This is a genomic window from Zhengella sedimenti (assembly GCF_046506625.1).
Classification (GTDB): Bacteria; Pseudomonadota; Alphaproteobacteria; order Rhizobiales; family Rhizobiaceae; genus Zhengella; species Zhengella sedimenti.
The window spans coordinates 39,242-60,902 of record NZ_JBKFFP010000005.1 but is presented as its reverse complement, the minus strand read 5'-3'; the positions used below and the strand labels follow the sequence as shown (position 1 = coordinate 60,902).

The window sequence follows — 21,661 nt, the reverse complement described above, 5'->3', positions numbered from 1 at the left end:
AGATGATCGAGACCCACCGTTCCTTCGTCAACACGTGGGAATGCGACGAGAATGCGCACATGAACGTGCAGTTCTACATGAAGCGCTTCGACGAGGCGGCGCGGTTCTTCGCGCTTGCCCATGGCGGCGACCACATGGCCGGCCTGCCGCCGGTGCGTCACGTGCGCTACCATTCGGAACTGGCGGCCGCGCAATCGGCGGTGGTCCGCTCCGGCGTCATCGCCAGCGGGCCGCTTGCCGGGCGCGTGGTGCACCGGATGGAGGAAAACGCCACCGGCCGCCTCTGCGCCACCGCGCTGGACGGACCGGGAGCGCCCGAATCCGGCGCCATCGCCGATGAGGCGGAAGCCGCCCCGGCGCTGCCGCGCAGCATCGATCCTTCGCCGCGGCCTGGCCTGGACAAGGCCGCCATGCTGGCGGCGGGCGGTGTCATTGCCCATCGCTGCATCGTGACCCCGGCGGAATGCGACGCGAAGGGACGGCTGACCCAGCAGTTCCATATCTCGCGGTTTACCGATGGCGCGCCGCATGTCTGGGACCATGCGGGCATCAGCACACGATGGCTCAATGACAACGGGCTCGGCCGCGTCGCCGTCGAGATGCAGATCCGCCATCACAATCCGGCCATGGCGGGCGACGCCCTCATCCTCGTGTCACGCGCGGAAACGGGCGCCAGCAAGACGATCCGGCTACACCATGAACTCTTCCGCGCCACCGACGGCATGCCTGTCGCCAGCGGCGAGGTGGTGGGCCTGGTCATGGATCTGGCGACGCGAAAGTCGGTGAAGCTGGAACTGCAGGCGGCCGGCTGAGGCGATCAGGTCCGGTCCGGCGGAAGGCCCTGCCGCTGCTCGCTTTCGAGATCCTTCACGATGCCCATGAAGCGGCGCATGAATTTCTCCATGAAACCAAGCGTCTTCTCGAATTCCTCGTCGCTTGGAAGACCGTTGTCTCCCGGCGCCGGAGGCAGGCCTTCCAGTTGCGCGACACGGGCTTCCAGGCTGTCGATGCGGCTGCGAAGATCGGCGACCTCGGTGTCCCAGGCGGTCCGGTCGTCGGCGCTCATGCGGCAGACGAGTTCGCCGCGTTCCTCGCGGCAGACCGAAATCGCGCCGGTCTGGCGGTCGAGGCGCACCCAGCGGTCGCCGTCCTTGTGCATGTCGAAGCGCATCTCGGCGCCGGAAACAGGGCCTGCGGCAAGAAAAGCAAGCGCCAGGCCGGTCGCGGCTGTCTTCCAAGAAATCATGATCCCTGTCCTTGTCGGTTTCGCGGATTGCGCAGCATGCGCGCCGAAATGGCCGGAAATGGGGAAAGCGTGCCCAAACCCCGGCAGCGCGCTTTCGCAACGGGCCGGAACGGACTATAGCGCATGCCATGGACCGGATCATTTACAAGATCGCGACTCGCGAACAATGGCAGGCGGCCGAGGCAGCCGGGCGTTTCGATGGCGCGCCGGTGGACCTGGCCGATGGCTTCATCCACTTTTCCACGGCCGCGCAGGTCAGGGAAACCGCCGCAAAGCACTTCGCCGGACAGGACGACCTGCTGCTTGTGTCGGTTGAAGCGGCAGCGCTGGGCGACGCGCTGACCTACGAGGTATCGCGCGGCGGCGCGCTGTTTCCCCATCTCTACGCACCGCTCGACCTTTCCGCCGTTCGCGCGGTCCGCCCGCTGCCGCTGCGGGCGGACGGCCGGCACGATTTCCCCCCGCTGGAAGCGGAGTGAGCCATGATCGGCGAAAGGCTCGGCCTGGCACTCCTGTTCCGCTTTTCGCCGGAAACCGCGCACGGGCTTTCCATCACCGCGCTGAAGGCCGGGCTTGGCGGCCGTTTTGACGCGGGCTTCGATCCGCGCCTTGCGACGACCGTCTGCGGCCTGACCTTTCCCAATCCGCTCGGCATGGCCGCAGGTTATGACAAGAACGGCGAGGTGCCCGACGCGCTGCTGCGTCTGGGCTTTGGCTTCGCGGAAGTGGGCACGGTCACGCCGCTGGCGCAGCCGGGCAATCCGAAGCCGCGCATCTTCCGCCTGCCGCAGGACCGGGGCGTCATCAACCGGCTGGGCTTCAACAATGAAGGCCATGCCGCCTGCCTGGCGCGGCTGAAGGCGCGGGCAGACCGGGGCGGCATCGTCGGTGTCAATATCGGGGCCAACAAGGACAGCGCGGACCGCGTGGCCGATTACGTGAAGGGCGTGGAGGTCTTCGCGCCGCTGGCCTCCTATCTCACCGTCAACGTGTCCTCACCCAACACGCCGGGACTGCGCAACCTGCAAAGCCGGGAAAGCCTGGGCGACCTTCTGGCCCGCGTGAAGGTGGCGCGCGATGCCAGCGCCACGGCGACCGGCAAGGCGCCGCCCGTCTTTCTCAAGGTCGCGCCCGACCTTTCCGAAGCGGAACTGGACGACATTGCCGAAGAGGTGCTGGACAAGGGCACCGACGGGCTGATCGTTTCCAACACAACGCTTGCGCGTGACCGCCTGGCGGATACGGCCGCGGCCCGCGAGGCCGGCGGTTTGAGCGGTCGGCCGGTGTTCCGGCGCTCCACGGCGGTGCTGGCGAAACTGCGCAAGCGCGTGGGCCCTTCGTTGCCGATCATCGGGGTCGGCGGCGTGGAGGACGCGGCGACGGCGCTGGAGAAGATCCGGGCGGGCGCGGACCTCGTGCAGCTCTATTCCTGCATGATCTATGGCGGCCCCGGCCTGCCCCGGCGCATCCTGCAAGGGCTTTCCGCCTTCCTCGACCGCGAAGGCATCGACCATCCGGGCGCCCTGCGCGATACGGGCCTGGAGCAATGGGCCTCCACGCCGCTCTGACCGGTCATGGCTGGAAGGCCTGGCGGCGGCGGACGAGCAGGATGGCGCCGAGGCTGATGCCGCGGGCAACGAGGAACACGTGCAGCGCCGCCCAGAGCCCGGCATTGCCGAAGGCCGGCACCAGCGCCCACAGGGATGCGAAGTAGAGCGCCAGCGAGGCAAGCATCATGTTGCGCATGTCGCGCGACCAGGTGGCGCCGATGAAGATGCCGTCCATCTGGAACGCGACGACGCCGGTCAGCGCGCAGAGCGAGGCCAGAAACAGGTGATCCACGGCCATTTCGCGCACCTGCGGCGCCGTGGTCATGACGTCGATCAGGCGTTCGCCGCCCGCCAGGAAAACGGCCAGCAGGATGAGCGCAAGTCCCAGGCCCCACCACAGGGTCAGCTTCACAGCGCGGTCGAAGGCGGGGCGGAAGCGCGCGCCCACGGCGCGGCCGACAAGCTGTTCGGCGGCGGTGGCGAAACCATCGAGGAAATAGCCGGCCACCATGAAGAAGTTGAGCAGGATGGCATTGGCGGCAAGCGTCACGGTGCCAAGCTGTGCGCCGGCGCGGGTCATCCAGGCAAAGGCCGCCAGCAGCGCGAAGGAGCGGATCATGATGTCGCCGCTCAGCGCGAACAGGCGCGTCAGGGCCGTGGCGTCGAGCACGGACACCCAGGGCACGCGCCAATGCCGGCCAAAGCGGCGCGACAGCAGGGCAAGCCCGGCGGCAAGCGTGACGAACTCCCCGATGACCGTTCCCCATGCCACGCCTTCGAGTCCCCAGCCGAGCGCAAGGCCGAGCCAGACGGACAGGGCGATGTTGATGCCGTTCAGGAGGAATTGCAGGGCGAGGCCGGTGCGTCCCTCGCCCCGGCCCAGCACATAACCAAGGATGACGAAATTGGCGAGCGCGGCGGGCGCGGAAATGACACGGATGAGGATGTAGAGGGCCATGGCATCGGCCGCGCGCGGACCGGGATCGACGAAGGCCTGGCCGCCGGCGGCGATCAGCGGTCCGGCCAGCGTGACGGCAAGGCCCGCGATCAGGGCGACCACCAGCGCCCGGTACAGGACGAGGCGTTCCTGCATGGCATCGCCGCGCCCATTGGCCTGCGCCACCAGGCCGGTCGTCGCGGCACGCAGGAAATTGAAGGTGGTGAAGACCACGTCGAAGACGATGGCGCCGGCGGCGAGGCCACCTTGCAGCCCGGGATCGCCGAACCGGCCGACCACGGCGGTGTCGGTCAGGCCGAGCAGCGGCGTGGAGAGATAGGCCAGCGTCATCGGCACGGCGATGGCCAGCACCAGCCGGTTGGTCACCGCGAAGGGCCGGATGGCGGCCGGATCCGGATCGTCGACGGCCAAGCTGGTCTCCCTCGTGTTTTGCACGTCATTGCCGCTTTGCGGGCTTCCGGTGCGCCCGGTCCCGCCCTATTGAACGGGCATGGCACTGCATATCGTTCACCACCCCGATTACGACGCGCGGTTCTCGCCTGTCCACCGCTTTCCGATGAGCAAGTACACGCTGCTCATGACGGCGCTCAGGCAGCGCGGACTGGTCCGGCCCGGCCATCTGCACGAACCGGGCGAGGCGCCGCGGCCATGGCTGACGCTGGCCCATGACGCGGCCTATGTGGACCAGGTGATCGGCTGCGCGGTTCCGACTCAAATCGAGAAGGAAATCGGCTTTGCGGTCGATGCGGCGGTCTCGCGGCGCGCCCGGCTGGCCGGTGCGGGCACGGTGCTTGCCGCGCGGCTGGCACTGGAACACGGCGTGGCCTGCAATGCGGCAGGCGGCAGCCACCACGCCAGGCGTGCCCAGGGCGCGGGATTCTGCACCTTCAACGATGTGGGCGTGGCGGCGAACGTGCTGCTGGCCACGGGCGAGGCCGCACGCATTCTCGTCGTCGACTGCGACGTGCACCAGGGCGACGGGACGGCGGACATCTTTCGCGAGGAGCCCCGTGTCTTCACGTTCTCGCTGCACGGCGCGCGCAATTACCCGGCGCGCAAGATTCCCGGCGACCTTGACATGGAACTGCCCGACGGAACCGGCGACGCGGCCTACCTGGCGGCGCTCGCCGAGGCGCTGGGGCAGATCGGGCAGCGATTCCTGCCCGACCTCGTCTTCTACAATGGCGGTGTCGACGCGCATCACGGCGACCGGCTGGGCCGCCTGGCGCTCACCGACGAGGGCTTGCGGGCGCGCGACCGCATGGTGCTCTACCATTTCCGCGAGCGTGGCATTCCGGTATGCGGCGTGATCGGCGGCGGCTATGCGCGCGACATGGCGGGTCTTGGCGAGCGCCATGCCATCCTGTTCGAGGTGGCAGCCGAATTTTCCGGCGGATGACGGTCGCGCGCCTCAGCCCTTGCGGTAGTTAATGAGACGCAGGATGAAAAAGGCCGGAACGACGATGACGGCGCCGAGCAGGAAATAGCCGAAGAAGCGTTCGATGGCCTCGAAGCCCATGGCCCAGAGCGAATGGAAAAACTCGCGGATGGCGAAGAGCACGTCCCAAGGCGTCCAGTCCAGCGCGGCCATGACAAGGCCGACCAGAAAGGAGACGACGATGAGCTTCAGCGCGACGCGCGCCGGGGTGTCTCCCAGAAACCTGACCAGTGCGTTGCCCATTTGCTCATCCCGGCTGTGATTGACGCCCGTCAGATACGGTCTCATGATGGCGACTTCAAGGGACGGTGAGCCATGGCAGCAGCCGCGCGACACGAGATTTCCCTGACGGCGGCGGGCCTGGCGGCGCTTGCCGTGGCGGGTCTGCTGTTTGGCGCGCTGTGGCTGCTGCGCGAGGACAAGGGGGCACAGGCCCCGGTGAAAATCGCCGGCGGCGGCTTCATCGCCAATTACCGGGTGTCGGAGATCTTTGCCGGTTTCACCGCCATCGCGGTCAGGCCGGTCGAGACCGGCGCGATCCTGCAGGCCACGTTCGAGAACCCGGCAGGCGGGCCGCCGATCCGCGTCAGCGACCGGTTCCGGGTGCGGGCGCCGCGCATCATGCTGCGCACGCCGGCCCTCAAGGGCGTGGAGAAGGGCAGGCCTTACGCGGTGGAGGTGCGGCTGCTGTCGCGTGACGGGACGCGGGAACTCTGGCGCACGTCGATGACGTTCCGCAGCCAGGTCGGCTCCGGCATGATCGCCGAAAAGCCGCTGACAATCGGGCCGGGCTACACGCCGAACCCGGCACTGAAGACGCACTGAGGACGGGTCTGGAGCGGGCGATGGGGATCGAGCCCATGGCATCGAGCCTGCGAGTCAGACCAGGAGTGCGCCCCATTCCAGCGCACCGCCGCGGTCAGTTGTGCTGCATCAGGAACTCGGCGACCGCCTGGTAGGCCGGCAGCGAGGTCGGATCGATGAACCCGTTCTGGGCGCGCGGGTATGAAGCCAGCCGGACCAGCACCATGTCGGCCGCGGGATCGACATAGATGGTCTGGCCGTGTACCCCGCGTGCGGCATAGGCGCCGTGGGCGTTATGGAAAACCCACCACTGGCTCGTATAGCTGCCATTCGGGATGGTGGGGAAACCGGCGAACCTGGACTGGTCCCCACCCGCAGCGATGGTCCGCGCCACCTCGGCCGGGAAGAGACGCCTGCCGTTGATCTCGCCCTCGTTCAGCATCAGCAGGCCGAGCCGTCCAAGGTCCCGCAGGCCGGCCGTCACGCCACCGCCCGCAAACGGAACGCCCTTGCCGTCAACCGTCTGGTAGGCGTCCTGCTCTGCGCCCATGGGCCGCCACAGCCGCTCGGAGGCAAGGTCGGTCACCGCCTTGCCGGTCACGCGGCTGATGATCCATCCCAGCATGTCGGAGTTGATGGTCTTGTAGTGGAATGCCTCTCCATGCCCGCCTTCGGGCTCAACCTGCTGCAGATACTCCCAGTAGCCGTCAGGACCATTGTAACCTTCGGGCTTCGGGAGCGGGCTGGCGGCGCGCGAATAGAGCCAGATGTCGGCGTTCGGATCCGAATAGTCTTCCGAGTATTTGACGCCTGTCGTCATGTCCATGACCTGGCGCACGGTCGCGGTGGCGAAAGCACTGTTTCCGATCTCGGGAATGACGTCACGCACCAGCCGCGTATCGTCCAGCACGCCTTCGCTGACCAGCATCTGCGCAAGAAGACCGGTGATCGACTTCGTCATTGACATGATGGCATGCTTGCCGTCTTCCTCCAGACAGCCGAAGTAACGCTCGTAGACCACCTTGCCATTGTGGATGATCAGCATCCCGTCGGTATAGTTGGCGTAGAGCGATTCCTCGAAGGTCATCGGCCTGTCGCCATTGAGCGGCGTGAAGGTCACCGCGTCGATCCGGCGCGCCATGTCGCTGAACGCTGCCGGCGGCAGGTAATCAAGCGGAACCGGCGCAGCAATGCCACGGCTGATCTCCTCGGTGGGCAGAAACTCGCGAAGATGACAGACCGACCACCGCAGCTTGGGAAAACTGAAGTAGTTGGAATCGGGTTGCGTGATCAGCTTGTCCGCCGGCGGCGGAAAGCCCTCCATCCAGCCCATGACCTGCGGGTCGGACTCCTGCGCGGAAAGCGGCGCGGCTTGTGCCGCAGCAGCGGACGGCATCGCGACCGCGAGCCAGAACGCCGCGCAGGCGGCGGCAAGCCTAGAAATTGACAAAGACATTCAGGAATCCTCCCGTCCAGTTCGGAGCCCGGCCTCCGACTACATTGCGGATGCCTTTCCCGGGAAAGGAAACGCTCAAGCCCGCCGTCAGGAACGTGTTGGGATTGATGATGCGGCTGTATTCAAGGAACAGATCGTCCGCCAGATGGGGATGGGTGACCCCGGCGATGACATTGGCGGTCCCGCCTGTCGTATCGACACGCGTCGCCTGCCCGAATTGCAAGGGGCTGTTGAGCCGCATGGCCCGGATATGGGCATAGCGCAGGGTAATCGTGTCGCGGGCCGTCGGCTGCATGCGCAACGCCAGTCCATGCGCCTGGACATTGGAGTTGATGAAGACCATCGACGACTTCGAGCCGGTCGCCCAGGCGCTGGGCGATCCCTCGTAATAAAGCGGGTCGAAGCGTTCGAGCGCCGGGGTATTGGGATTGTCGCCGGAGAACGCCTGGTAGGAGTAGGTCAGGCTCGGCGACCATGGCAGGCCGGGGAATGCATAGCCGACCTGCACCCGCCCGGCCCAGGCATTCAGGTCTATCCGGTCGTTCCACTGGTAGGCAAAATCGGTTGCGAATGTCCAGTTTTCCAGGGCTCCGGAGAAGGGGCTCGTCCTGGCGTAGAAATTCAGCGCCTGGGTGCCCTCACGCGCCCCCGGCAGGACTGCCGGCGCCCCGGTGCCGCCGGGTGCAGCCTGGATGTAGGGTGAAAGGGACTTCAGGACGTTGAGATAGGTGATCCCGAGGAAGCCGCCCTCTTCGGCATCGAAGCGCAGGTCCAGCCCCGCAAGCGCGTTCCTGCCGTCATTGGCGGGCCGTTCGTTCGGATCGATGTAGAAGGCGGTTCCGGTGAGGCCGTCACTGAAAATCCGTCCGATGGCAGCCATTTCCCACGCCTTGCGCGGGCCGGTTTTCAGCGCGCCGCGCTCAAAGCCGCTCGAACCGCCATTGGCGATGAGCATGCCCGTGCCGAGCTTGAGTTCCCGCGGTCCGGCCGAGATGTCGAAACCGGTCCGCCCGTCCCCCTGCATGCGCAGACCGAGATAGGCTTCCTCCAGTGTCACCCGGCCGGTATTGCGGAAATCATAAGCGTCGGTTCCCAGCGTGTAGGACGCGATCGCGGACGCCTTGCCATAAAGCACCGGCCCGCCATCAAGCGATCGCTCGAAGCTCAGTCCGGCCTTGACAAAGCTCTCAAGCCAGTTCGCGTCGGGATCGAAACCGGACGCCGGAGCGAACGTGTTCGACAGGTTCCAGAACAGGTTTCGCTCGGCGACCGCATTCATGCCGAACTGCAGGTGGCCGCGCACCGTGGTCCCGTTCTCGTCGTAAAGCAGCATCGGGTCAGCGGCCTGCGCCTGCGCGGCGACTGCGAGCGCTGCCTGGAAGACCAGGGCCAGCGCGCCATGAACGGCGCGGCGCTTGCCACCGATCGCCTGCAAACCGGACCGTGCCGCTGCGCGGATCGGAAGGGCAGCGGGTCTGCGCGGTTTCTTCACTGGCATTCCTCGACACCCTAACGGATTTCCAACCAGCCACGGATAGTATTAAGCTTCGTAAGAAGCTCAAGCTGATCGACACCCAAAATGGGCGGACCGGATGGACAAGCAGCAAACCGCGCGCGCGGCACTGGACGACGAAAAGCCCGAAGCATTTGTGAGAAAGCACTTCGGCATCGTCTGGCCAGTCCACCTGGCAGCCTTCATCCGCCTGCTGACCCAGTTGCGCGCCCGTTTCGACGGCGATCTCGACCTGCTGCTTGTCCTGGCGGTCATCGGCGACAGGACACGGCCGGAGAACTGGTCGCCCGAACTGCTCACCCATCGCCAGATGACCCATCCGGGCGATGACGAGCATCTTCAGCAGCCGATCAACATCCAGTCGATCGCCGATTATTCCGGCATTCCGCGCGAAACCGTCCGCCGCAAGGTCGCCGTGCTCCAGGAAAAGGGCTGGATTATCCGGGATGCGGACGGGCGGCTCTCGGTCTCGCGGACGGCGGCATCGGACCTGGAGGATTCGACCGGCGATTCGATTGCATACCTGGCGGCCATGCTGGCGGCGTTCGACCGCGCGCGGGCGCCGCGCGGATAGCACGGGAGGCTTGCGGCATGCCGGCGAAACGGACGGGATGCCGGGGGACCGACGAAAGGGAAAGCGCGAGACCGTGTGCGCCGCCCTTACCCGCCTTGCCAGCGCAGCCCGGACGAAAGCGACTGCCGGATACCCGGAAAAGGGCTGGAGCGGGCGATGGGGATCGAACCCACGACATCAAGCTTGGGAAGCTTGCGTTCTACCACTGAACTACACCCGCCGGGCCAGGCGCCTAGATTGACCGGTGCGAAACGGAAGTCAAGCACGCAGACGGGCGGGAAAGAGGGACCGGACCGCGGCGAGCGCCTCGGAAGAAATGTGGGGCGGTTGGGTGCCGCGAGTGGCGGATTTTTTGGGGGGGGGTGGTGGGCGGGATGGATAATGGAAATTATCATTCTTTTTGTTATTCTGCTGAGCTAGGGAGTTGAAATGTGAAACTTCAGTGATTACCAAAAAAGGCAAATGGGGTGTCACATGTTGGCTGCAAATTCGCTTCCGTCACGGCTTCGAAATGTTGCGGAGAGATACGCTGAACAACCAGCGATCCGCGCTCAAGGGCATGAGATTTCGTATGGTGCACTTATAAGCATGGCCAATACTTTAGACCGCACCTTACAAATTTTGTCGAATAACAACACTCAAATTCGAATCGCAATTTTTACTAATCGCGATGTCGCGACTTATTCCGCGATTTATACATGCCTCGCTAACGGATATTGTTACATACCCATTAATCCAAATTGGCCTAATGATAGAATATTAAATGTATTCGCGCAGGCTAAACCTTCACTTGTATATTGTAGCTCCCCGGACAAAAACAAACATGCTATGGAATGTGTTCGTGCTGTCCAAATCCCAATTATCCATATGTCCCTGGATAGGGATCCAATCGAATTTAGTGTTACTGATAACATTATTTTTCAATCACATAATTTAAATAATTTAGCATATATAATGTTTACGTCCGGCTCTACTGGGATGCCGAAAGGCGTACCTATTACATATGATAATTTATTATCTTATGCAGATAGCATGATTGATATCTATCCCTTTTCCAACATGGAAATTATTGCACAAGCCGTTGAGATGACATTCGATCTGTCTGTTCATGATATGGTTCTAACATGGATGCAGGGCGGCAAGCTTTTATCCATCCCTGCCGGAGCCGCACAAATGGCGCCTCGAATGATTAAGAATTCAAATGCAAATCATTGGTTAACAGTTCCTTCGGCAGCTGCACAAGCCAAAACTCTCGGCCTATTGAAGCCGAAAACATTACAGAGTCTGAAGACCTTATTTTTCTGTGGTGAAGCACTCCCAGAAAGCTTGGCAATCACTTGCGCACAGGCCGCCCCAAACGCAAGAATTGTCAATCTGTATGGTCCCACCGAAGCAACAATCGCGTTCAGCTCATATGAATGGGGCATATCACCGAATAACAACGAAACAGTCCCTCTAGGGGAACCAATAGGCAACCAGCAAATGAAATTGTCTGTCGACGGAGAAATAATGCTCTCTGGCCTGCAGCTTTCTCCAGGTTATCTCAATGATAATCAGAAGACAAAAGAAAAATTTGTAATTGAAGATGGAACGCGTTGGTATTTAACGGGGGATCTCGGCACATATGATCAAGAATCGGGCTTTCTTTTCCGCGGACGGCTAGACAGCCAGATCAAACTTAGAGGCTATCGCGTCGAATTGGGCGAAGTCGAGGGAGCATTGCGCCAATCAGCAAATACAGACCTCGTTGCTGCCGTAGCAGGGAGTCCAGATGCACCTTCATCATATACTCGCCTCTTTGGGTTTGTTTCGGGAGCAACATTCCGTGAGCAAGAAATCATATTTAGACTACGTGAAATATTGCCAACATATATGATTCCAGATCGAATTATTTTCTTAGAAAGTATGCCAAAAAACACTAATGATAAAATTGATTATGTTTATCTAAAGGAATTGGTTGGTAAAAACCATGATTTATGAAGTTATAGCGATTAATGAATCCCAGTTGCTAAACTCGAATATACGCGATCTGTATTTCGAGTGCTATAGCGTTTTTCATGGTCTTATCAATAGGCCCCTGATTAGAAATGATGCATTCGATTTTTGGGTCAGAAACTATGGCAAGAGCCGAAATAAGTCACGAATAATATATGGTGCATTTTCTAATGGTAAATTTGTTGGCTTCATCGAGGGATCTTTGAAGAATTCACCATCGACAGCTCCTCCTGAACTGGTTGGCTTTGTCAATCTTATATATGTAACTCCAGAATTCCGCCGCAGCGGATTGGCCAGGGAGCTCTATCAAACTTTGGAAAAATGGTTTCGAGACAACGGAGTTAATTCGGTTGAACTACAAGTCGTAAGAGGGAATGATCTAGCTTTGAGGTTCTGGAGTTTTAATAACTTCGAACAGGAGATGATATCGATGAGGAAAAACGGAGTAAATACCGATGAAATATGAAAACATTTCTGAATCAATTAAGAGCATAATTTCCCTTCATTTTGATTACCCGATTGAGAAAATAAATGCTGAAACTACTGCCCTTGATATTCCGGGTTGGGATTCCGTAGAAAATGTCGCTTTATTGATGGCAATTGAAGATGCGTTGAATTTTGAATTCGATATTGAAAAAATAGGTAGTCTCGAGAATGTCGGTGAATTGATTAAAGAAGCTGAAATGTTGCGCAAAAATGGGTAACAGTATGTTGATCGTACTGTTTGGAAACTGTCAGGTTCAATATTTTGCCAAGTTTCTTGTATCTTCAGATATCGATTTATTGGTATTTGGGGAGAAGTTCGATGGTATTGAACCTGTTGATGGGATTTCTTATATAGACGAATCTTTTCTCCAATCTTTTCTTGACCGATACGATGGTTTAGTTATTTTTATCGTACAACAGTCAAGCCTTGATCGCTTTGTAAAGATATCTTCGAAGTATGAGAGCTATGCTGATCATATCATTAATTTCCCATACTTACATTATCGAGCGCCCTGGCCGCAGTTCATGGCTGTTCGTGAAAGGGTAGTGACAGAACGCTCTATAGCTCGCTCGCTTGAGTTTGAAAAAATCGAGTTTAGAAATACAATAGAAAAGTGCGGGGTGGGATCATTTGATCATAACCGTTTTTGGAAGTCACAGAAGGAGAATTGCAATTTTTTTCATCCCGGTCATGTTACCGGTGAAATGCTTTCCAGTATAATTGAATTGTCGTTTGATAATTGGAATTGTATTAATAATTTTTTGGATGTAAATAACCTTATTAATAATTTAAAAAATAGCCCTGGAATTTTTTTCTTAAATTTACATCCGATTGATTTAATGGCGGCTGATACTTTGGAGATAAATTGGGCGAATACTCCATTATATTACCTATGGCGAGACCTGGTTTCCGAAAATTCACATCATAATAAACTTATTGTTGAGCGCGGTTTGGAATCACAAGACTCTGAACAATCCAGTTTGAATAGATATATTTTGTCCCATTTCAAACTAGACTTAGCGCGTGTACTTTTTCGAGCGGGGCATTACTCTAGTAGCCTTGAACTTTCATATAAATCCTTGAAATTTCTTAATTATCATCCGGCTGCAATAGAGCTGGCAATACGCTCCTCAATTGCAGCAAAAGATCGTACTTATTTAGAAATGATATTTTCGGAAATCGATGAATTGACTGATCGCTTTCTATTTGAACATTTTTTTCGTCTTTCTTCTGTTGTAAATGCATTGAAGCTGAATGAATGGGCGTTAAATATAGCTGTTAAATACCGTATTATGTATCCGAATATTAAATTTTTTGATTTTATTACTCGGAATTAGGGTTCAGACCCTATCATACCCAGAAAGCGACGAGTATTGCGATGGCAGCGGCGGACGGGAACGGATTGCGACTCTGGCAATCAAAATCTGTCGGCGTTGCCAACCGCCATCAAGTCCACCGCTATAACGACCACCGTTGATCTCACCGCTGAATGCATCGATCCCGGATCGCGGAAACCGGCCTTGACCGGATCGGGCAGGCCCTGCGGCAAAGACCATCCAGGCCGGCAATTATCAGAATTTTTACAGTACCGGGCCTAGGAATGAGGCTGCCGATGCATTCCGCCGGCCGGTTGCTTCTGGTCCGGTCTGGCCACCCGTTCGAGAGATTTCCGAGATGCAGACAGTCTCGCGCATGCACGCCACGATGGCCGAACGGCCGGCTCCATGCCTTTCCATCGTCGTCCCGGTTCTCAACGAGCAGGACAGCATCCGCCGGTTCCTCTCGGTCACACGGCCGGCCGTCGCGCGGGCCCTCGAGGCCGCAGACAGCGACGCCGGGGCCGAATTCGTCTTCGTGGATGACGGATCGAGCGACAACACCTTTGCGCTGCTCAGCCGGATGGCCGCCGAATGCGGCGATATCCGCGTCATCCGCCTGTCGCGCAATTTCGGCAAGGAGGCCGCGCTTGCCGCCGGCATCCGGCATGCCGCAGGCGCCGCCGTGATCCCGATGGATGTCGACCTGCAGGATCCGCCCGACCTGGTTGCCGAGATGGTCGCCAAGTGGCGCGCGGGCGCCCACGTGGTCAATGCGCGCCGCATCGACCGCACGTCCGACACCGCCGTCAAGCGGCGCACGGCGAACGGCTTCTACCGTCTCTTCAACTACCTGTCGGAACATCCGATCCCCGACAATGTCGGCGATTTCCGACTGCTGGACCGCAAGGTGGTGGATACGCTCAACACGCTGGAAGAGGGATTCCGCTTCAACAAGGGGCTGGTGTCCTGGGTCGGCTACCGTACCGAGGAAGTCCATTACGTGCGCCCCGCGCGCAATGACGGGGAAAGCAAGTGGCGCTACTGGAAGCTGCTGCAACTGGCCGTGGACGGCATCGTGTCGTTCTCGATCCTGCCCTTGCGGGTCTGGACGGCGATTGGCGGCGCCATCGCCCTGGCCGCCATGTTCTACGCGCTGTTCCTGGTCGCCTCGTGGATGATCTCCGGCAATGACGTGCCCGGCTACACCTCCACCATCGTCGCGGTGCTGTTCCTGGGCGGGCTGAACCTGCTCGGCCTCGGCGTGATGGGCGAATATGTCGGGCGCACGGCCAATGCTGTGCGCCGCCGGCCGCTCTATGTCATCGACGAAATGGAAGGGTTCTGAAGCCATGCAGCGCGGCGCCTATGAATCCATGGCCGAAAACGAGAGGGACCATTGGTGGTTCGCCGGACGCCGCGCCATCATCGAGCGGCTGATCGAGGCGAATTTCCCGGCCGGGTCCAGGAAACTGGCGATCCTGGAGGCCGGCTGCGGCTCCGGCGGCAACCTGGAAATGCTGGCCCGCTTCGGCCATGTGGACGCCTTCGAGTTCGACGAGGACGCCCGGCGCCTTGCCAATGCGCGCGGCATCACGGCCGTGGAACCCGGTGAACTGCCCTCGCGCATCACGCAGCCGGACGGGACCTACGATCTCGTGGCGCTGTTCGACGTGCTGGAGCATGTGGAGGAGGACCGGGCATCGCTCAGCGCGCTCGGCGCGAAGCTGCGGCCGGACGGGCGCATCCTCATCACGGTTCCCGCCATGCCCTGGCTGTGGTCCGAGCATGACGAGCGCCACCATCACAAGCGCCGCTACACAGCTACCGCCTTGCGGGAGACCATCGAGGCGGCCGGCCTCAGCGTTTCGCGCATGAGCTATTTCAACGTCCTGCTGTTTCCGCTGGCCGTCGCGGCGCGGATCAAGGCGCGGCTGTTCGGACCGGGCAAGCCGGGCGAGGAGATGCCCGCCGGGCCGGTCAACCGCCTTCTCTACAAGGTCTTTTCCCTTGAGCGCCACGCGCTGGGATCGAGCATCCGCTTTCCGGTCGGGCTTTCCCTCTATGCGGTGGCCGAGCGGCGATGACCATCGCGTCCATAAGGCAACTGGCCCGCTTTTCCATGGTGGGCCTGCTGGCCACCGGCATTCATGTCGCGGTGGCATGGCTCGCCTATCGCGGCCTGGCATTCGAGCCCGCGGCTGCGAACGCTGCCGGGTTCGTTTCCGCCTTCCTGGCGTCCTATTTCGGGCACCACCACTGGAGCTTCCGGCGGCAGGGCAACCATGACATCCACCTGCGGCGCTTCCTCGTGGTCTCGCTGGTCGCCTTCCTGACGAGCCATGCGATCACGCTTGCGGTGACCGGCTGGCTCGGGCTCGACTATGGCCTCGCGCTGCTGGCCATCGTGGCGGTGGTGCCCGCCTCGACCTATCTCGCCAGCCGCTTCTGGGCCTTTGCGCCCGTTGCGGCCCAAGCGCCGGACCGTCCGGCGTCCGGGACCGGAGCCTGGCACGGCCATGCCGGGCTGGCCGTGGCCGCGCTTGCCGGCGCGGTGGCCTGGACCATGCTCCACGGGCGGCCCTTCAACGGCGACACAAGCTGGTATCTGGTCGCCACGCGCATGTGGATGGATGGCGCTTCGCTCTATTCCGACGTCATGGAAATCAATCCGCCCATGGCGTTCCTGATCACCCGCGCGGTGCTGGTCTTCGGCGACTGGTCCGGCCTGCAGGATGGCACGGCCCTGCTAGCCGCCCTGTTCATGGCCATTGCCGTCACGGTGTTCCTGGTGGACCGGCTTGCCCGGCAGATCCCGGCCGGCAATGTTCCGCGCACGCTGCTCGTGGCCGCATCGGCGGGGGCGCTGCTGATCACGTCGTTGCTCGATTTCGGCCAGCGCGAGCACATCTTCCTCATCCTTGCCCTGCCCTGGATCGTGGCCTCGGCGATGCGCCTTGCCGGCTGGACGCTGCCTGCGGCAGCCATGGCGGCGCTTGCCCTCTACGCGGTGCCGGGCCTGCTTCTGAAGCCGCATTTCCTGATCCTGCCGGCGACCTTTACCCTCATGCAGATCGTCGCCACGCGCAGCCTGCGGCCGGCCTTCGCCGCGGACAACCTCGTCTTCGGCGGCGCGGCGCTTCTCTACCTCGCCGCCATCCTTGCCTTCTTTCCCGATTACCTTGAACTGGTCGTGCCGATCGGCCGTCTCGTCTATGGCGGCTATGGCGGCGGGCTTGCCGATTTCCTGCCCTGGCTCGTGGAAGACTACATTGCGCTGCTGGTTGCGGCGCTGCTGCTTCCGTACCTGCCGCGAACCGCCGAAGGCCGTTTCGGCGCGGGACTGCTGGCGGCCACGCTGGCGCTCACGGCCATCTATGTCATCCAGTTCAAGGGGTGGCATTACCAGTTGCTTCCGGCGCTGGGCATGGCGCTGATCGCCAGCGCATGGACAGGGGCGCTCCTCCTGCGCGCGCAACGCATCGTGCCGCTCGCGATCGCCATGCTGATCGTCTATCCCTGCGTCGTGATACCGCTGATGCGCGGACCGCATCAGAACCCCGTTGCCCATGCGATGGCGGACGCCATCGGCAGCGGTTCGGAAGGCAAGGGCGTCATGGTCTTTGCCAGCAATGTCTGGGCCGCGTTCCCGATGGTGAACATGACGGACATGCGCTGGACCAGCCGCTATCCGAGCCAGTGGCTTGTTCCCGGCGCGATTGCCGGGCTTGCATCCACGCCGGAGACCGACGTGGAGCGGCGCAAGGCGCTGGAGGACATGGCCGCCCATGCCCGCCAGACCGCCGCGGAGGACTTCGTCAAGAACCGGCCGGACATCGTGATCGTCGACATGCGCGAGGAAAAGACCGGCTTCGGCGACATCCCGTTCGACTGGCTGGCCTTCCTCAAGGCCGATCCGGACTTCGCCGGCGCCTGGCGCGACTACCGTCTCGACACGGAAATCCCGGGCTACGCGATCTGGCGCAGGGCCGGAGAATAGCGAACGGCCTGCCAGGATTCATGCCGCCCGGCCAGCGGACATGGACATTTCAGCCCTGGCTGTCCGTGGCGGCGGCGACACTGCGCGCCTGATAGGCCTCGGCATCGCCGAAATCCGCGAAACCGGCATGGTAGGGATGAACCCCCTTGGCTGGCCTTGCATGCTTGATCGGGCACCAGCGTGTTTCCGTGCGCGCGGCGATCTCGCGCACATAGGCAAGCAGGCCGTTGGCATAGGAACAATACCAGCAATTGAGCTTTTCCAGCCCGTTCAGATAGGCCAGCTTGTAGCGGTCGAAGACGATATAGTCGCCCCGGCGCACCTTTTGCAGGCCGTAGGCGGGGAAACAGACGGCCTGGTAGATCGTGACGAAGAGGTCAAGCAGGACGAGCGGAACGAAGACGGAATAGATGAAGGGCGCCGTCAGGACCACGCGAAGCCGGGCGCCCGCGACATAGCTCAGCAAGCGCGTGCGCATCTGCCTGTGCAGGCGCAGGACCTCCTTCTCGAAGACCACACGGCCACGCTCGATGCGGTAGTTGAAGGCCTGGCGCTGCTCGGCAATCGCCTTTTCCAGATCGTCCTGAAGCTTCTCGAATTTCTCGGCCAGTTCCGGGTAGATCGCCATTGCCGTATCCCCGCTCCGGTGAAGCACGTGTTGCACAGACCAGCGAGCCATGCGGCCCGCCCGGCGTCAAGGCGCAAACGCTCAGCGGAAATGCTTGGACAGTTTCAGGCCCTGCGCCTGGTAGTTGGATTTCAGGTCGGCGCCGTAGAGCATGTCCGGCCGGGCCAGCATGTGCTCATAGACCAGCCGGCCGACGATCTGGCCGTGTTCGAGGATGAAGGGCACTTCGTGGCTGCGCACTTCCAGCACGGCGCGCGCACCCTGACCGCCGGCCGAGGCATGGCCGAAACCGGGATCGAAAAAACCGGCATAGTGGACGCGGAATTCGCCGACGAGCGGATCGAAGGGCGTCATCTCGGCAGCAAAGTCGGGCGGCACGTGCACAGCCTCGCGGCTGACAAGGATGTAGAACTCGTCCGGATCGAGCACCAGTTCGCCGAGCCCCCTGCCCTGCAGCGGTTCCCAGAAGTCGAGCACGTCGTGGGCGGCGCGCCGGTCCACGTCGACAAGGCCGGTGTGGTGCTTGCCGCGATAGCCGATGAGGCCGCCTTCGCCGCCCATCAGGTCGATCGACACGGCCAGGCCACCCCCGGAAATGTGCGGCTCGCCCTCGTCGACCAGCGCCTCGGAGCGATGCAGGAGCATCAGTTCGCCTTCGGACAGCAGCGAATGACCGGTGCGGAAACGGATCTGGCTCAGCCGCGATCCCGTGCGCACGACAATCGGAAAGGTTCGCGGGCTGACCTCGATGAAGAGCGGACCGGCATAGCCGCGCGCGATCTTGTCGAACTCGCGGCCATGGTCGGTCATGATGCGGGTGAAGATGTCGAGCCGTCCGGTGGAGCTTTTCGGATTGGCCGAGGCCGAGACGGTGTCGGGCAGGGCGAGGCTTTCAAGCAGCGGGATGATGTAGACGCAGCCGGTTTCCAGCACGGCGCCTTCCGACAGGTCGATCTCGTGCAGCTTGAGGCGGTCCAGCTTGCTTTCCACGGTCGCCACCGGGCCGGGCAGGAAGGAGGCGCGCACGCGATAGGCCGTGTGGCCGAGGCGCAAGTCCAGGCTCGCCGGCTGGATCTGGTCGTCGTCCAGCGGACGGCTGCTCTTCAGCCCGCCCTTGCTGAACAGTTCCGCTATGTCCCGGTCCGGCAGGATGCCTGTCTGGCGCACTTTGCCCACTCCCCTGTCTGACCGGACAGCTTTAGCGCGCAACTTCGTTGACGCAAGGCGCGCGCGGCCATATAAGCCGGTTTATCCCGTGGTGATTTGGCCGGCCGGCTTGCAGCCACGTTAAACAAGTCGCTAAAAGGGGCCGCATGACACCGGCTTTGCGACTTTCGCGGCCGGTTTTTTGTTTGTGAAGGCAGACATGATGGTCGACACGAAGCGCCCCCTCCACCCGCAGACCACCCTCGTTCATGGCGGCACGCTGCGTTCGCAGTTTGGCGAGACGTCGGAAGCGATGTACCTGACGCAGGGCTTTGTCTATGACAGCGCGGAAGCCGCGGAAGCCCGTTTCAAGGGCGAGGAACCCGGCTTCATCTATTCGCGCTATGCGAACCCGACCGTCGACATGTTCGAGAAGCGCATGGCGGCGTTGGAGGGCGCGGAGGATGCGCGCGCGATGGCTTCCGGCATGGCCGCCGTGTCGGCCGCCCTGCTCTGCCAGTTGAAGGCCGGCGACCATCTCGTCGCCGCCAAGCAGCTTTTCGGTTCATGCCGCTGGGTGGCAGAGACGCTGTGCCCGAAATTCGGCATCGAGGCGACCATCATCGACGGGACGAAGCTTGAGGAATGGGAAGCGGCGCGCCGGCCCAACACGAAGGTGTTCTTCCTGGAAAGCCCGACCAATCCGACGCTGGCGGTCATCGACATTGCCGCGGTCGCGGACATCGCCAATGCCAACGGCATCACGGTCGTCGTGGACAATGTCTTCGCCACACCGCTCTACCAGAAGCCGCTGGAGCTTGGCGCGCATGTCATCGTCTATTCGGCGACCAAGCATATCGACGGGCAGGGCCGGTGCCTCGGCGGCATCGTCCTGTCGTCGAAGGACTGGATCGACGAGAACCTGCACGACTATTTCCGCCACACCGGCCCCAGCCTTTCGCCGTTCAACGCGTGGACCCTGCTCAAGGGGCTCGAAACCCTGCCGCTGCGCGTGGCGCAACAGACCGCGTCGGCCGCGCGCATCGCCGATTTCCTGGCCGGCCACGGCAAGGTGGCGCAGGTCATCTATCCCGGCCGGGCCGACCATCCGCAGGCGGGCATCGTGGCGCGGCAGATGACGGGCGGCTCGACCATGGTCTGCATGGAGCTGAAGGGCGGAAAGAAAGCGGCCTTCGCCTTCGAGAACGCGCTTTCGATCTTCGCCATCTCCAACAACCTGGGCGACGCCAAGAGCCTCGTGACCCATCCCACCACGACGACGCACAAGAACCTGAGCGAAGAGGCGCGGCTGGAACAGGGCATCCGGCCCGGCACGGTGCGCCTGTCTGTCGGACTGGAACACGGCGACGACCTGATCGCCGACATCGAACAGGCGCTGGCGCGGGTGTGAAACGCTCAGCCGCGCCCGGCGAAAGTGCGCCGGGCCAGAAGGATGCGCATGGCTGCCGTGTAGAGGCAGACGGCGGCAAAGCCCCATGCGATGACGGCAAACCAGGACGGGAACAGGCACATGGCGGCGAAGACCGCGATGGTCTCGGTGGCCTCGGCCAGGCCGGTTGTGAAATAGATCGACTTGTCGCCCCGCGCCACCGTCTCCATGGCATGGCGTTCGGCCAGCACGGCATAGGCGAGGAAGCTGGCGCCGTTGGCGTAGAAGCTGAACAGGAGCGCCGCCGCGGCCAGCGCATTGGCCTGCGGGTCGAGCGCGGCAAAAGCCAGCGGAATGGCACCGTAGAAGATGAAGTCGAGCACGATGTCCAGATAGCCGCCATAGCCGGTCTTGCCATTGATGGCCGCGACGGCGCCATCAAGGCCGTCGGCCAGCCGGCTTGCCAGCAGCAGGACAAGCCCGGTCCAAAGCCATCCGCTCGCAATGGCGGCGGCGGCGGCCATGCCGACAAGCCAGCCGGCCCATGTGACCTGATTGGCGCTCATGCCCGCCGCGGCGATGCGCCGCGCCATGGCTCTCAGCCCCGGATCGATGCGCCTGCGCACCCAGCCATCCAGCATGTGCCCTCTCCTTTCGCGGGAAGGGGTAGCAAATGCGCCCGCGCGTTGCCAATCAAGTGCTTGCGAGCAGACCGTTGACGGCAGGGCGCGGGGCGGGTGTATGATCGGGATGTGGAGTTTGCCATGTATCGCGCGAATACGGAAAACATCGAAGTCAGCGTCGAACCGATCTATCTGGACGAGGAATCCGCGCCGGAGGAGAACCGCTATTTCTGGGCCTACCAGGTCCAGATCGCCAACAGGGGGACCGTCGCGGTCAAGCTGATGTCCCGCTACTGGCGGATCACGGACGGGTTCGGACGGGTGGAGGAAGTGCGCGGTCCCGGCGTCGTCGGCGAGCAGCCGGTCATCGCGCCGGGCGGGCAGTATGAATACACGTCCGGCTGTCCGTTGCCGACACCGTCGGGCATCATGCAGGGCAGCTACACGATGAGCGACGCCGATGGCCGGCAGTTCGATGTCGACATTCCCGCCTTCTCGCTCGACATTCCCGGCGTGGCACGCATGGTCAACTGACCG

Annotated in this window: 23 protein-coding genes, 1 tRNA gene and 1 riboswitch; of the genes, 15 read left to right on the top strand and 9 right to left on the bottom strand. The window is 61.8% G+C overall.

Annotated elements, in window-relative coordinates; translation table 11 throughout:
- The first annotated feature begins 2 nt into the window (after positions 1-2).
- Positions 3-812 carry a thioesterase family protein gene (locus ACLB6G_RS14240; protein WP_410357152.1) on the top strand — a complete coding sequence of 270 codons (810 nt, stop codon included), beginning with the start codon at positions 3-5 and terminating at the stop codon, positions 810-812.
- 5 nt (positions 813-817) lie between these two features.
- On the opposite strand, the gene ACLB6G_RS14235 is transcribed toward ACLB6G_RS14240, so the two are convergent.
- The gene (locus ACLB6G_RS14235; RefSeq protein ID WP_410356863.1) at positions 818-1,246 is read right to left on the bottom strand and encodes a hypothetical protein; all 429 of its coding nucleotides are present in this window, start codon (positions 1,244-1,246) and stop codon (positions 818-820) included.
- A 128-nt stretch (positions 1,247-1,374) separates the two neighbouring features.
- Here ACLB6G_RS14235 and ACLB6G_RS14230 point away from each other — a divergent pair, with 128 nt between their 5' ends.
- Together ACLB6G_RS14230 and ACLB6G_RS14225 are read left to right on the top strand one after the other, a co-directional pair.
- Complete coding sequence (locus tag ACLB6G_RS14230; protein WP_410356862.1) at positions 1,375-1,725, top strand: DUF952 domain-containing protein; 351 nt, start codon at positions 1,375-1,377, stop codon at positions 1,723-1,725.
- A 3-nt stretch (positions 1,726-1,728) separates the two neighbouring features.
- A complete protein-coding gene (locus ACLB6G_RS14225) occupies positions 1,729-2,814 on the top strand; it encodes a quinone-dependent dihydroorotate dehydrogenase (RefSeq protein WP_410356861.1) in 1,086 nt (361 codons plus the stop codon).
- A 4-nt stretch (positions 2,815-2,818) separates the two neighbouring features.
- Here the strand turns inward: ACLB6G_RS14225 and ACLB6G_RS14220 are convergent, their stop codons facing one another.
- Positions 2,819-4,165, bottom strand: a complete 1,347-nt coding sequence (locus ACLB6G_RS14220) for an MATE family efflux transporter (protein ID WP_410356860.1) — start codon at positions 4,163-4,165, stop codon at positions 2,819-2,821.
- Positions 4,166-4,244: 79 nt separating this feature from the next.
- Between ACLB6G_RS14220 and ACLB6G_RS14215 the strand changes: the two genes are divergently transcribed.
- A complete protein-coding gene (locus tag ACLB6G_RS14215; protein ID WP_410356859.1) occupies positions 4,245-5,153 on the top strand; it encodes a histone deacetylase family protein in 909 nt (302 codons plus the stop codon).
- Between the two features lie 12 nt (positions 5,154-5,165).
- Here ACLB6G_RS14215 and ACLB6G_RS14210 read toward each other — a convergent pair whose 3' ends face one another.
- A complete protein-coding gene (locus tag ACLB6G_RS14210; RefSeq protein ID WP_410356858.1) occupies positions 5,166-5,435 on the bottom strand; it encodes a DUF6460 domain-containing protein in 270 nt (89 codons plus the stop codon).
- 72 nt (positions 5,436-5,507) lie between these two features.
- Between ACLB6G_RS14210 and ACLB6G_RS14205 the strand changes: the two genes are divergently transcribed.
- Positions 5,508-6,017, top strand: a complete 510-nt coding sequence (locus ACLB6G_RS14205) for a hypothetical protein (protein ID WP_410356857.1) — start codon at positions 5,508-5,510, stop codon at positions 6,015-6,017.
- Positions 6,018-6,111: 94 nt separating this feature from the next.
- Here the strand turns inward: ACLB6G_RS14205 and ACLB6G_RS14200 are convergent, their stop codons facing one another.
- Positions 6,112-7,452, bottom strand: a complete 1,341-nt coding sequence (locus ACLB6G_RS14200; RefSeq protein WP_410356856.1) for a serine hydrolase domain-containing protein — start codon at positions 7,450-7,452, stop codon at positions 6,112-6,114.
- On the bottom strand, positions 7,433-8,944 hold the full coding sequence (locus ACLB6G_RS14195; protein WP_410356855.1) for an alginate export family protein: 1,512 nt from the start codon (positions 8,942-8,944) through the stop codon (positions 7,433-7,435). Before ACLB6G_RS14195 ends, ACLB6G_RS14200 begins: the two co-directional genes overlap by 20 nt.
- Positions 8,945-9,044: 100 nt before the next feature.
- On the opposite strand from ACLB6G_RS14195, the gene ACLB6G_RS14190 reads away from it, so the two are divergent.
- A complete protein-coding gene (locus tag ACLB6G_RS14190; RefSeq protein ID WP_410356854.1) occupies positions 9,045-9,539 on the top strand; it encodes a hypothetical protein in 495 nt (164 codons plus the stop codon).
- A gap of 145 nt (positions 9,540-9,684) precedes the next feature.
- Here the strand turns inward: ACLB6G_RS14190 and ACLB6G_RS14185 are convergent.
- Positions 9,685-9,759, bottom strand: a tRNA-Gly gene (locus ACLB6G_RS14185).
- Between the two features lie 254 nt (positions 9,760-10,013).
- On the opposite strand from ACLB6G_RS14185, the gene ACLB6G_RS14180 reads away from it, so the two are divergent.
- The 7 genes from ACLB6G_RS14180 to ACLB6G_RS14150 all read left to right on the top strand — a co-directional run bounded on the left by ACLB6G_RS14180 (position 10,014) and on the right by ACLB6G_RS14150 (position 17,337).
- Positions 10,014-11,519, top strand: coding sequence for an AMP-binding protein (locus tag ACLB6G_RS14180; RefSeq protein WP_410356853.1), 1,506 nt, complete (start codon positions 10,014-10,016; stop codon positions 11,517-11,519).
- Positions 11,509-12,000: a GNAT family N-acetyltransferase gene (locus tag ACLB6G_RS14175; protein WP_410356852.1), complete on the top strand. Its 492-nt coding sequence runs from the start codon at positions 11,509-11,511 to the stop codon at positions 11,998-12,000. Before ACLB6G_RS14180 ends, ACLB6G_RS14175 begins: the two co-directional genes overlap by 11 nt.
- The gene (locus ACLB6G_RS14170) at positions 11,990-12,238 is read left to right on the top strand and encodes an acyl carrier protein (RefSeq protein ID WP_410356851.1); all 249 of its coding nucleotides are present in this window, start codon (positions 11,990-11,992) and stop codon (positions 12,236-12,238) included. Before ACLB6G_RS14175 ends, ACLB6G_RS14170 begins: the two co-directional genes overlap by 11 nt.
- Before the next feature lie 4 nt (positions 12,239-12,242).
- Positions 12,243-13,358, top strand: coding sequence for a hypothetical protein (locus tag ACLB6G_RS14165; protein ID WP_410356850.1), 1,116 nt, complete (start codon positions 12,243-12,245; stop codon positions 13,356-13,358).
- Between the two features lie 337 nt (positions 13,359-13,695).
- Positions 13,696-14,685: a glycosyltransferase family 2 protein gene (locus ACLB6G_RS14160; protein ID WP_410356849.1), complete on the top strand. Its 990-nt coding sequence runs from the start codon at positions 13,696-13,698 to the stop codon at positions 14,683-14,685.
- Positions 14,657-15,424 carry a class I SAM-dependent methyltransferase gene (locus tag ACLB6G_RS14155; RefSeq protein WP_410356848.1) on the top strand — a complete coding sequence of 256 codons (768 nt, stop codon included), beginning with the start codon at positions 14,657-14,659 and terminating at the stop codon, positions 15,422-15,424. The genes ACLB6G_RS14160 and ACLB6G_RS14155 overlap by 29 nt, the downstream gene beginning before the upstream one ends.
- On the top strand, positions 15,421-17,337 hold the full coding sequence (locus ACLB6G_RS14150) for a GtrA family protein (protein WP_410356847.1): 1,917 nt from the start codon (positions 15,421-15,423) through the stop codon (positions 17,335-17,337). The genes ACLB6G_RS14155 and ACLB6G_RS14150 overlap by 4 nt, the downstream gene beginning before the upstream one ends.
- A gap of 49 nt (positions 17,338-17,386) precedes the next feature.
- Here ACLB6G_RS14150 and ACLB6G_RS14145 read toward each other — a convergent pair whose 3' ends face one another.
- A complete protein-coding gene (locus tag ACLB6G_RS14145; RefSeq protein WP_410356846.1) occupies positions 17,387-17,965 on the bottom strand; it encodes a hypothetical protein in 579 nt (192 codons plus the stop codon).
- Positions 17,966-18,046: 81 nt separating this feature from the next.
- Complete coding sequence (locus ACLB6G_RS14140; RefSeq protein WP_410356845.1) at positions 18,047-19,132, bottom strand: 2'-deoxycytidine 5'-triphosphate deaminase; 1,086 nt, start codon at positions 19,130-19,132, stop codon at positions 18,047-18,049.
- A 78-nt stretch (positions 19,133-19,210) separates the two neighbouring features.
- A riboswitch (SAM riboswitch) is annotated at positions 19,211-19,289 on the top strand.
- Positions 19,290-19,331: 42 nt separating this feature from the next.
- Here ACLB6G_RS14140 and ACLB6G_RS14135 point away from each other — a divergent pair.
- Positions 19,332-20,522, top strand: a complete 1,191-nt coding sequence (locus ACLB6G_RS14135) for an O-succinylhomoserine sulfhydrylase (RefSeq protein WP_410356844.1) — start codon at positions 19,332-19,334, stop codon at positions 20,520-20,522.
- Positions 20,523-20,527: 5 nt separating this feature from the next.
- Here the strand turns inward: ACLB6G_RS14135 and ACLB6G_RS14130 are convergent, their stop codons facing one another.
- The gene (locus ACLB6G_RS14130; RefSeq protein ID WP_410356843.1) at positions 20,528-21,142 is read right to left on the bottom strand and encodes a CDP-alcohol phosphatidyltransferase family protein; all 615 of its coding nucleotides are present in this window, start codon (positions 21,140-21,142) and stop codon (positions 20,528-20,530) included.
- A 123-nt stretch (positions 21,143-21,265) separates the two neighbouring features.
- Here ACLB6G_RS14130 and apaG point away from each other — a divergent pair, with 123 nt between their 5' ends.
- Positions 21,266-21,658 carry a Co2+/Mg2+ efflux protein ApaG gene (gene apaG / locus ACLB6G_RS14125; RefSeq protein ID WP_410356842.1) on the top strand — a complete coding sequence of 131 codons (393 nt, stop codon included), beginning with the start codon at positions 21,266-21,268 and terminating at the stop codon, positions 21,656-21,658.
- The last annotated feature ends 3 nt before the right edge of the window (positions 21,659-21,661 follow it).

What these genes read in the sequence shown, in the direction of transcription:
- ACLB6G_RS14240 (WP_410357152.1), top strand. Translation starts at nt 3, where the DNA reads ATGATCGAGACCCACCGTTCCTTCGTCAACACGTGGGAATGCGACGAG.
- ACLB6G_RS14235 (WP_410356863.1), bottom strand. Translation starts at nt 1,246, where the DNA reads ATGATTTCTTGGAAGACAGCCGCGACCGGCCTGGCGCTTGCTTTTCTT.
- ACLB6G_RS14230 (WP_410356862.1), top strand. Translation starts at nt 1,375, where the DNA reads ATGGACCGGATCATTTACAAGATCGCGACTCGCGAACAATGGCAGGCG.
- ACLB6G_RS14225 (WP_410356861.1), top strand. Translation starts at nt 1,729, where the DNA reads ATGATCGGCGAAAGGCTCGGCCTGGCACTCCTGTTCCGCTTTTCGCCG.
- ACLB6G_RS14215 (WP_410356859.1), top strand. Translation starts at nt 4,245, where the DNA reads ATGGCACTGCATATCGTTCACCACCCCGATTACGACGCGCGGTTCTCG.
- ACLB6G_RS14210 (WP_410356858.1), bottom strand. Translation starts at nt 5,435, where the DNA reads ATGGGCAACGCACTGGTCAGGTTTCTGGGAGACACCCCGGCGCGCGTC.
- ACLB6G_RS14205 (WP_410356857.1), top strand. Translation starts at nt 5,508, where the DNA reads ATGGCAGCAGCCGCGCGACACGAGATTTCCCTGACGGCGGCGGGCCTG.
- ACLB6G_RS14200 (WP_410356856.1), bottom strand. Translation starts at nt 7,452, where the DNA reads ATGTCTTTGTCAATTTCTAGGCTTGCCGCCGCCTGCGCGGCGTTCTGG.
- ACLB6G_RS14190 (WP_410356854.1), top strand. Translation starts at nt 9,045, where the DNA reads ATGGACAAGCAGCAAACCGCGCGCGCGGCACTGGACGACGAAAAGCCC.
- ACLB6G_RS14180 (WP_410356853.1), top strand. Translation starts at nt 10,014, where the DNA reads ATGTTGGCTGCAAATTCGCTTCCGTCACGGCTTCGAAATGTTGCGGAG.
- ACLB6G_RS14175 (WP_410356852.1), top strand. Translation starts at nt 11,509, where the DNA reads ATGATTTATGAAGTTATAGCGATTAATGAATCCCAGTTGCTAAACTCG.
- ACLB6G_RS14170 (WP_410356851.1), top strand. Translation starts at nt 11,990, where the DNA reads ATGAAATATGAAAACATTTCTGAATCAATTAAGAGCATAATTTCCCTT.
- ACLB6G_RS14165 (WP_410356850.1), top strand. Translation starts at nt 12,243, where the DNA reads ATGTTGATCGTACTGTTTGGAAACTGTCAGGTTCAATATTTTGCCAAG.
- ACLB6G_RS14160 (WP_410356849.1), top strand. Translation starts at nt 13,696, where the DNA reads ATGCAGACAGTCTCGCGCATGCACGCCACGATGGCCGAACGGCCGGCT.
- ACLB6G_RS14155 (WP_410356848.1), top strand. Translation starts at nt 14,657, where the DNA reads ATGTCATCGACGAAATGGAAGGGTTCTGAAGCCATGCAGCGCGGCGCC.
- ACLB6G_RS14150 (WP_410356847.1), top strand. Translation starts at nt 15,421, where the DNA reads ATGACCATCGCGTCCATAAGGCAACTGGCCCGCTTTTCCATGGTGGGC.
- ACLB6G_RS14145 (WP_410356846.1), bottom strand. Translation starts at nt 17,965, where the DNA reads ATGGCGATCTACCCGGAACTGGCCGAGAAATTCGAGAAGCTTCAGGAC.
- ACLB6G_RS14135 (WP_410356844.1), top strand. Translation starts at nt 19,332, where the DNA reads ATGATGGTCGACACGAAGCGCCCCCTCCACCCGCAGACCACCCTCGTT.
- ACLB6G_RS14130 (WP_410356843.1), bottom strand. Translation starts at nt 21,142, where the DNA reads ATGCTGGATGGCTGGGTGCGCAGGCGCATCGATCCGGGGCTGAGAGCC.
- apaG (WP_410356842.1), top strand. Translation starts at nt 21,266, where the DNA reads ATGTATCGCGCGAATACGGAAAACATCGAAGTCAGCGTCGAACCGATC.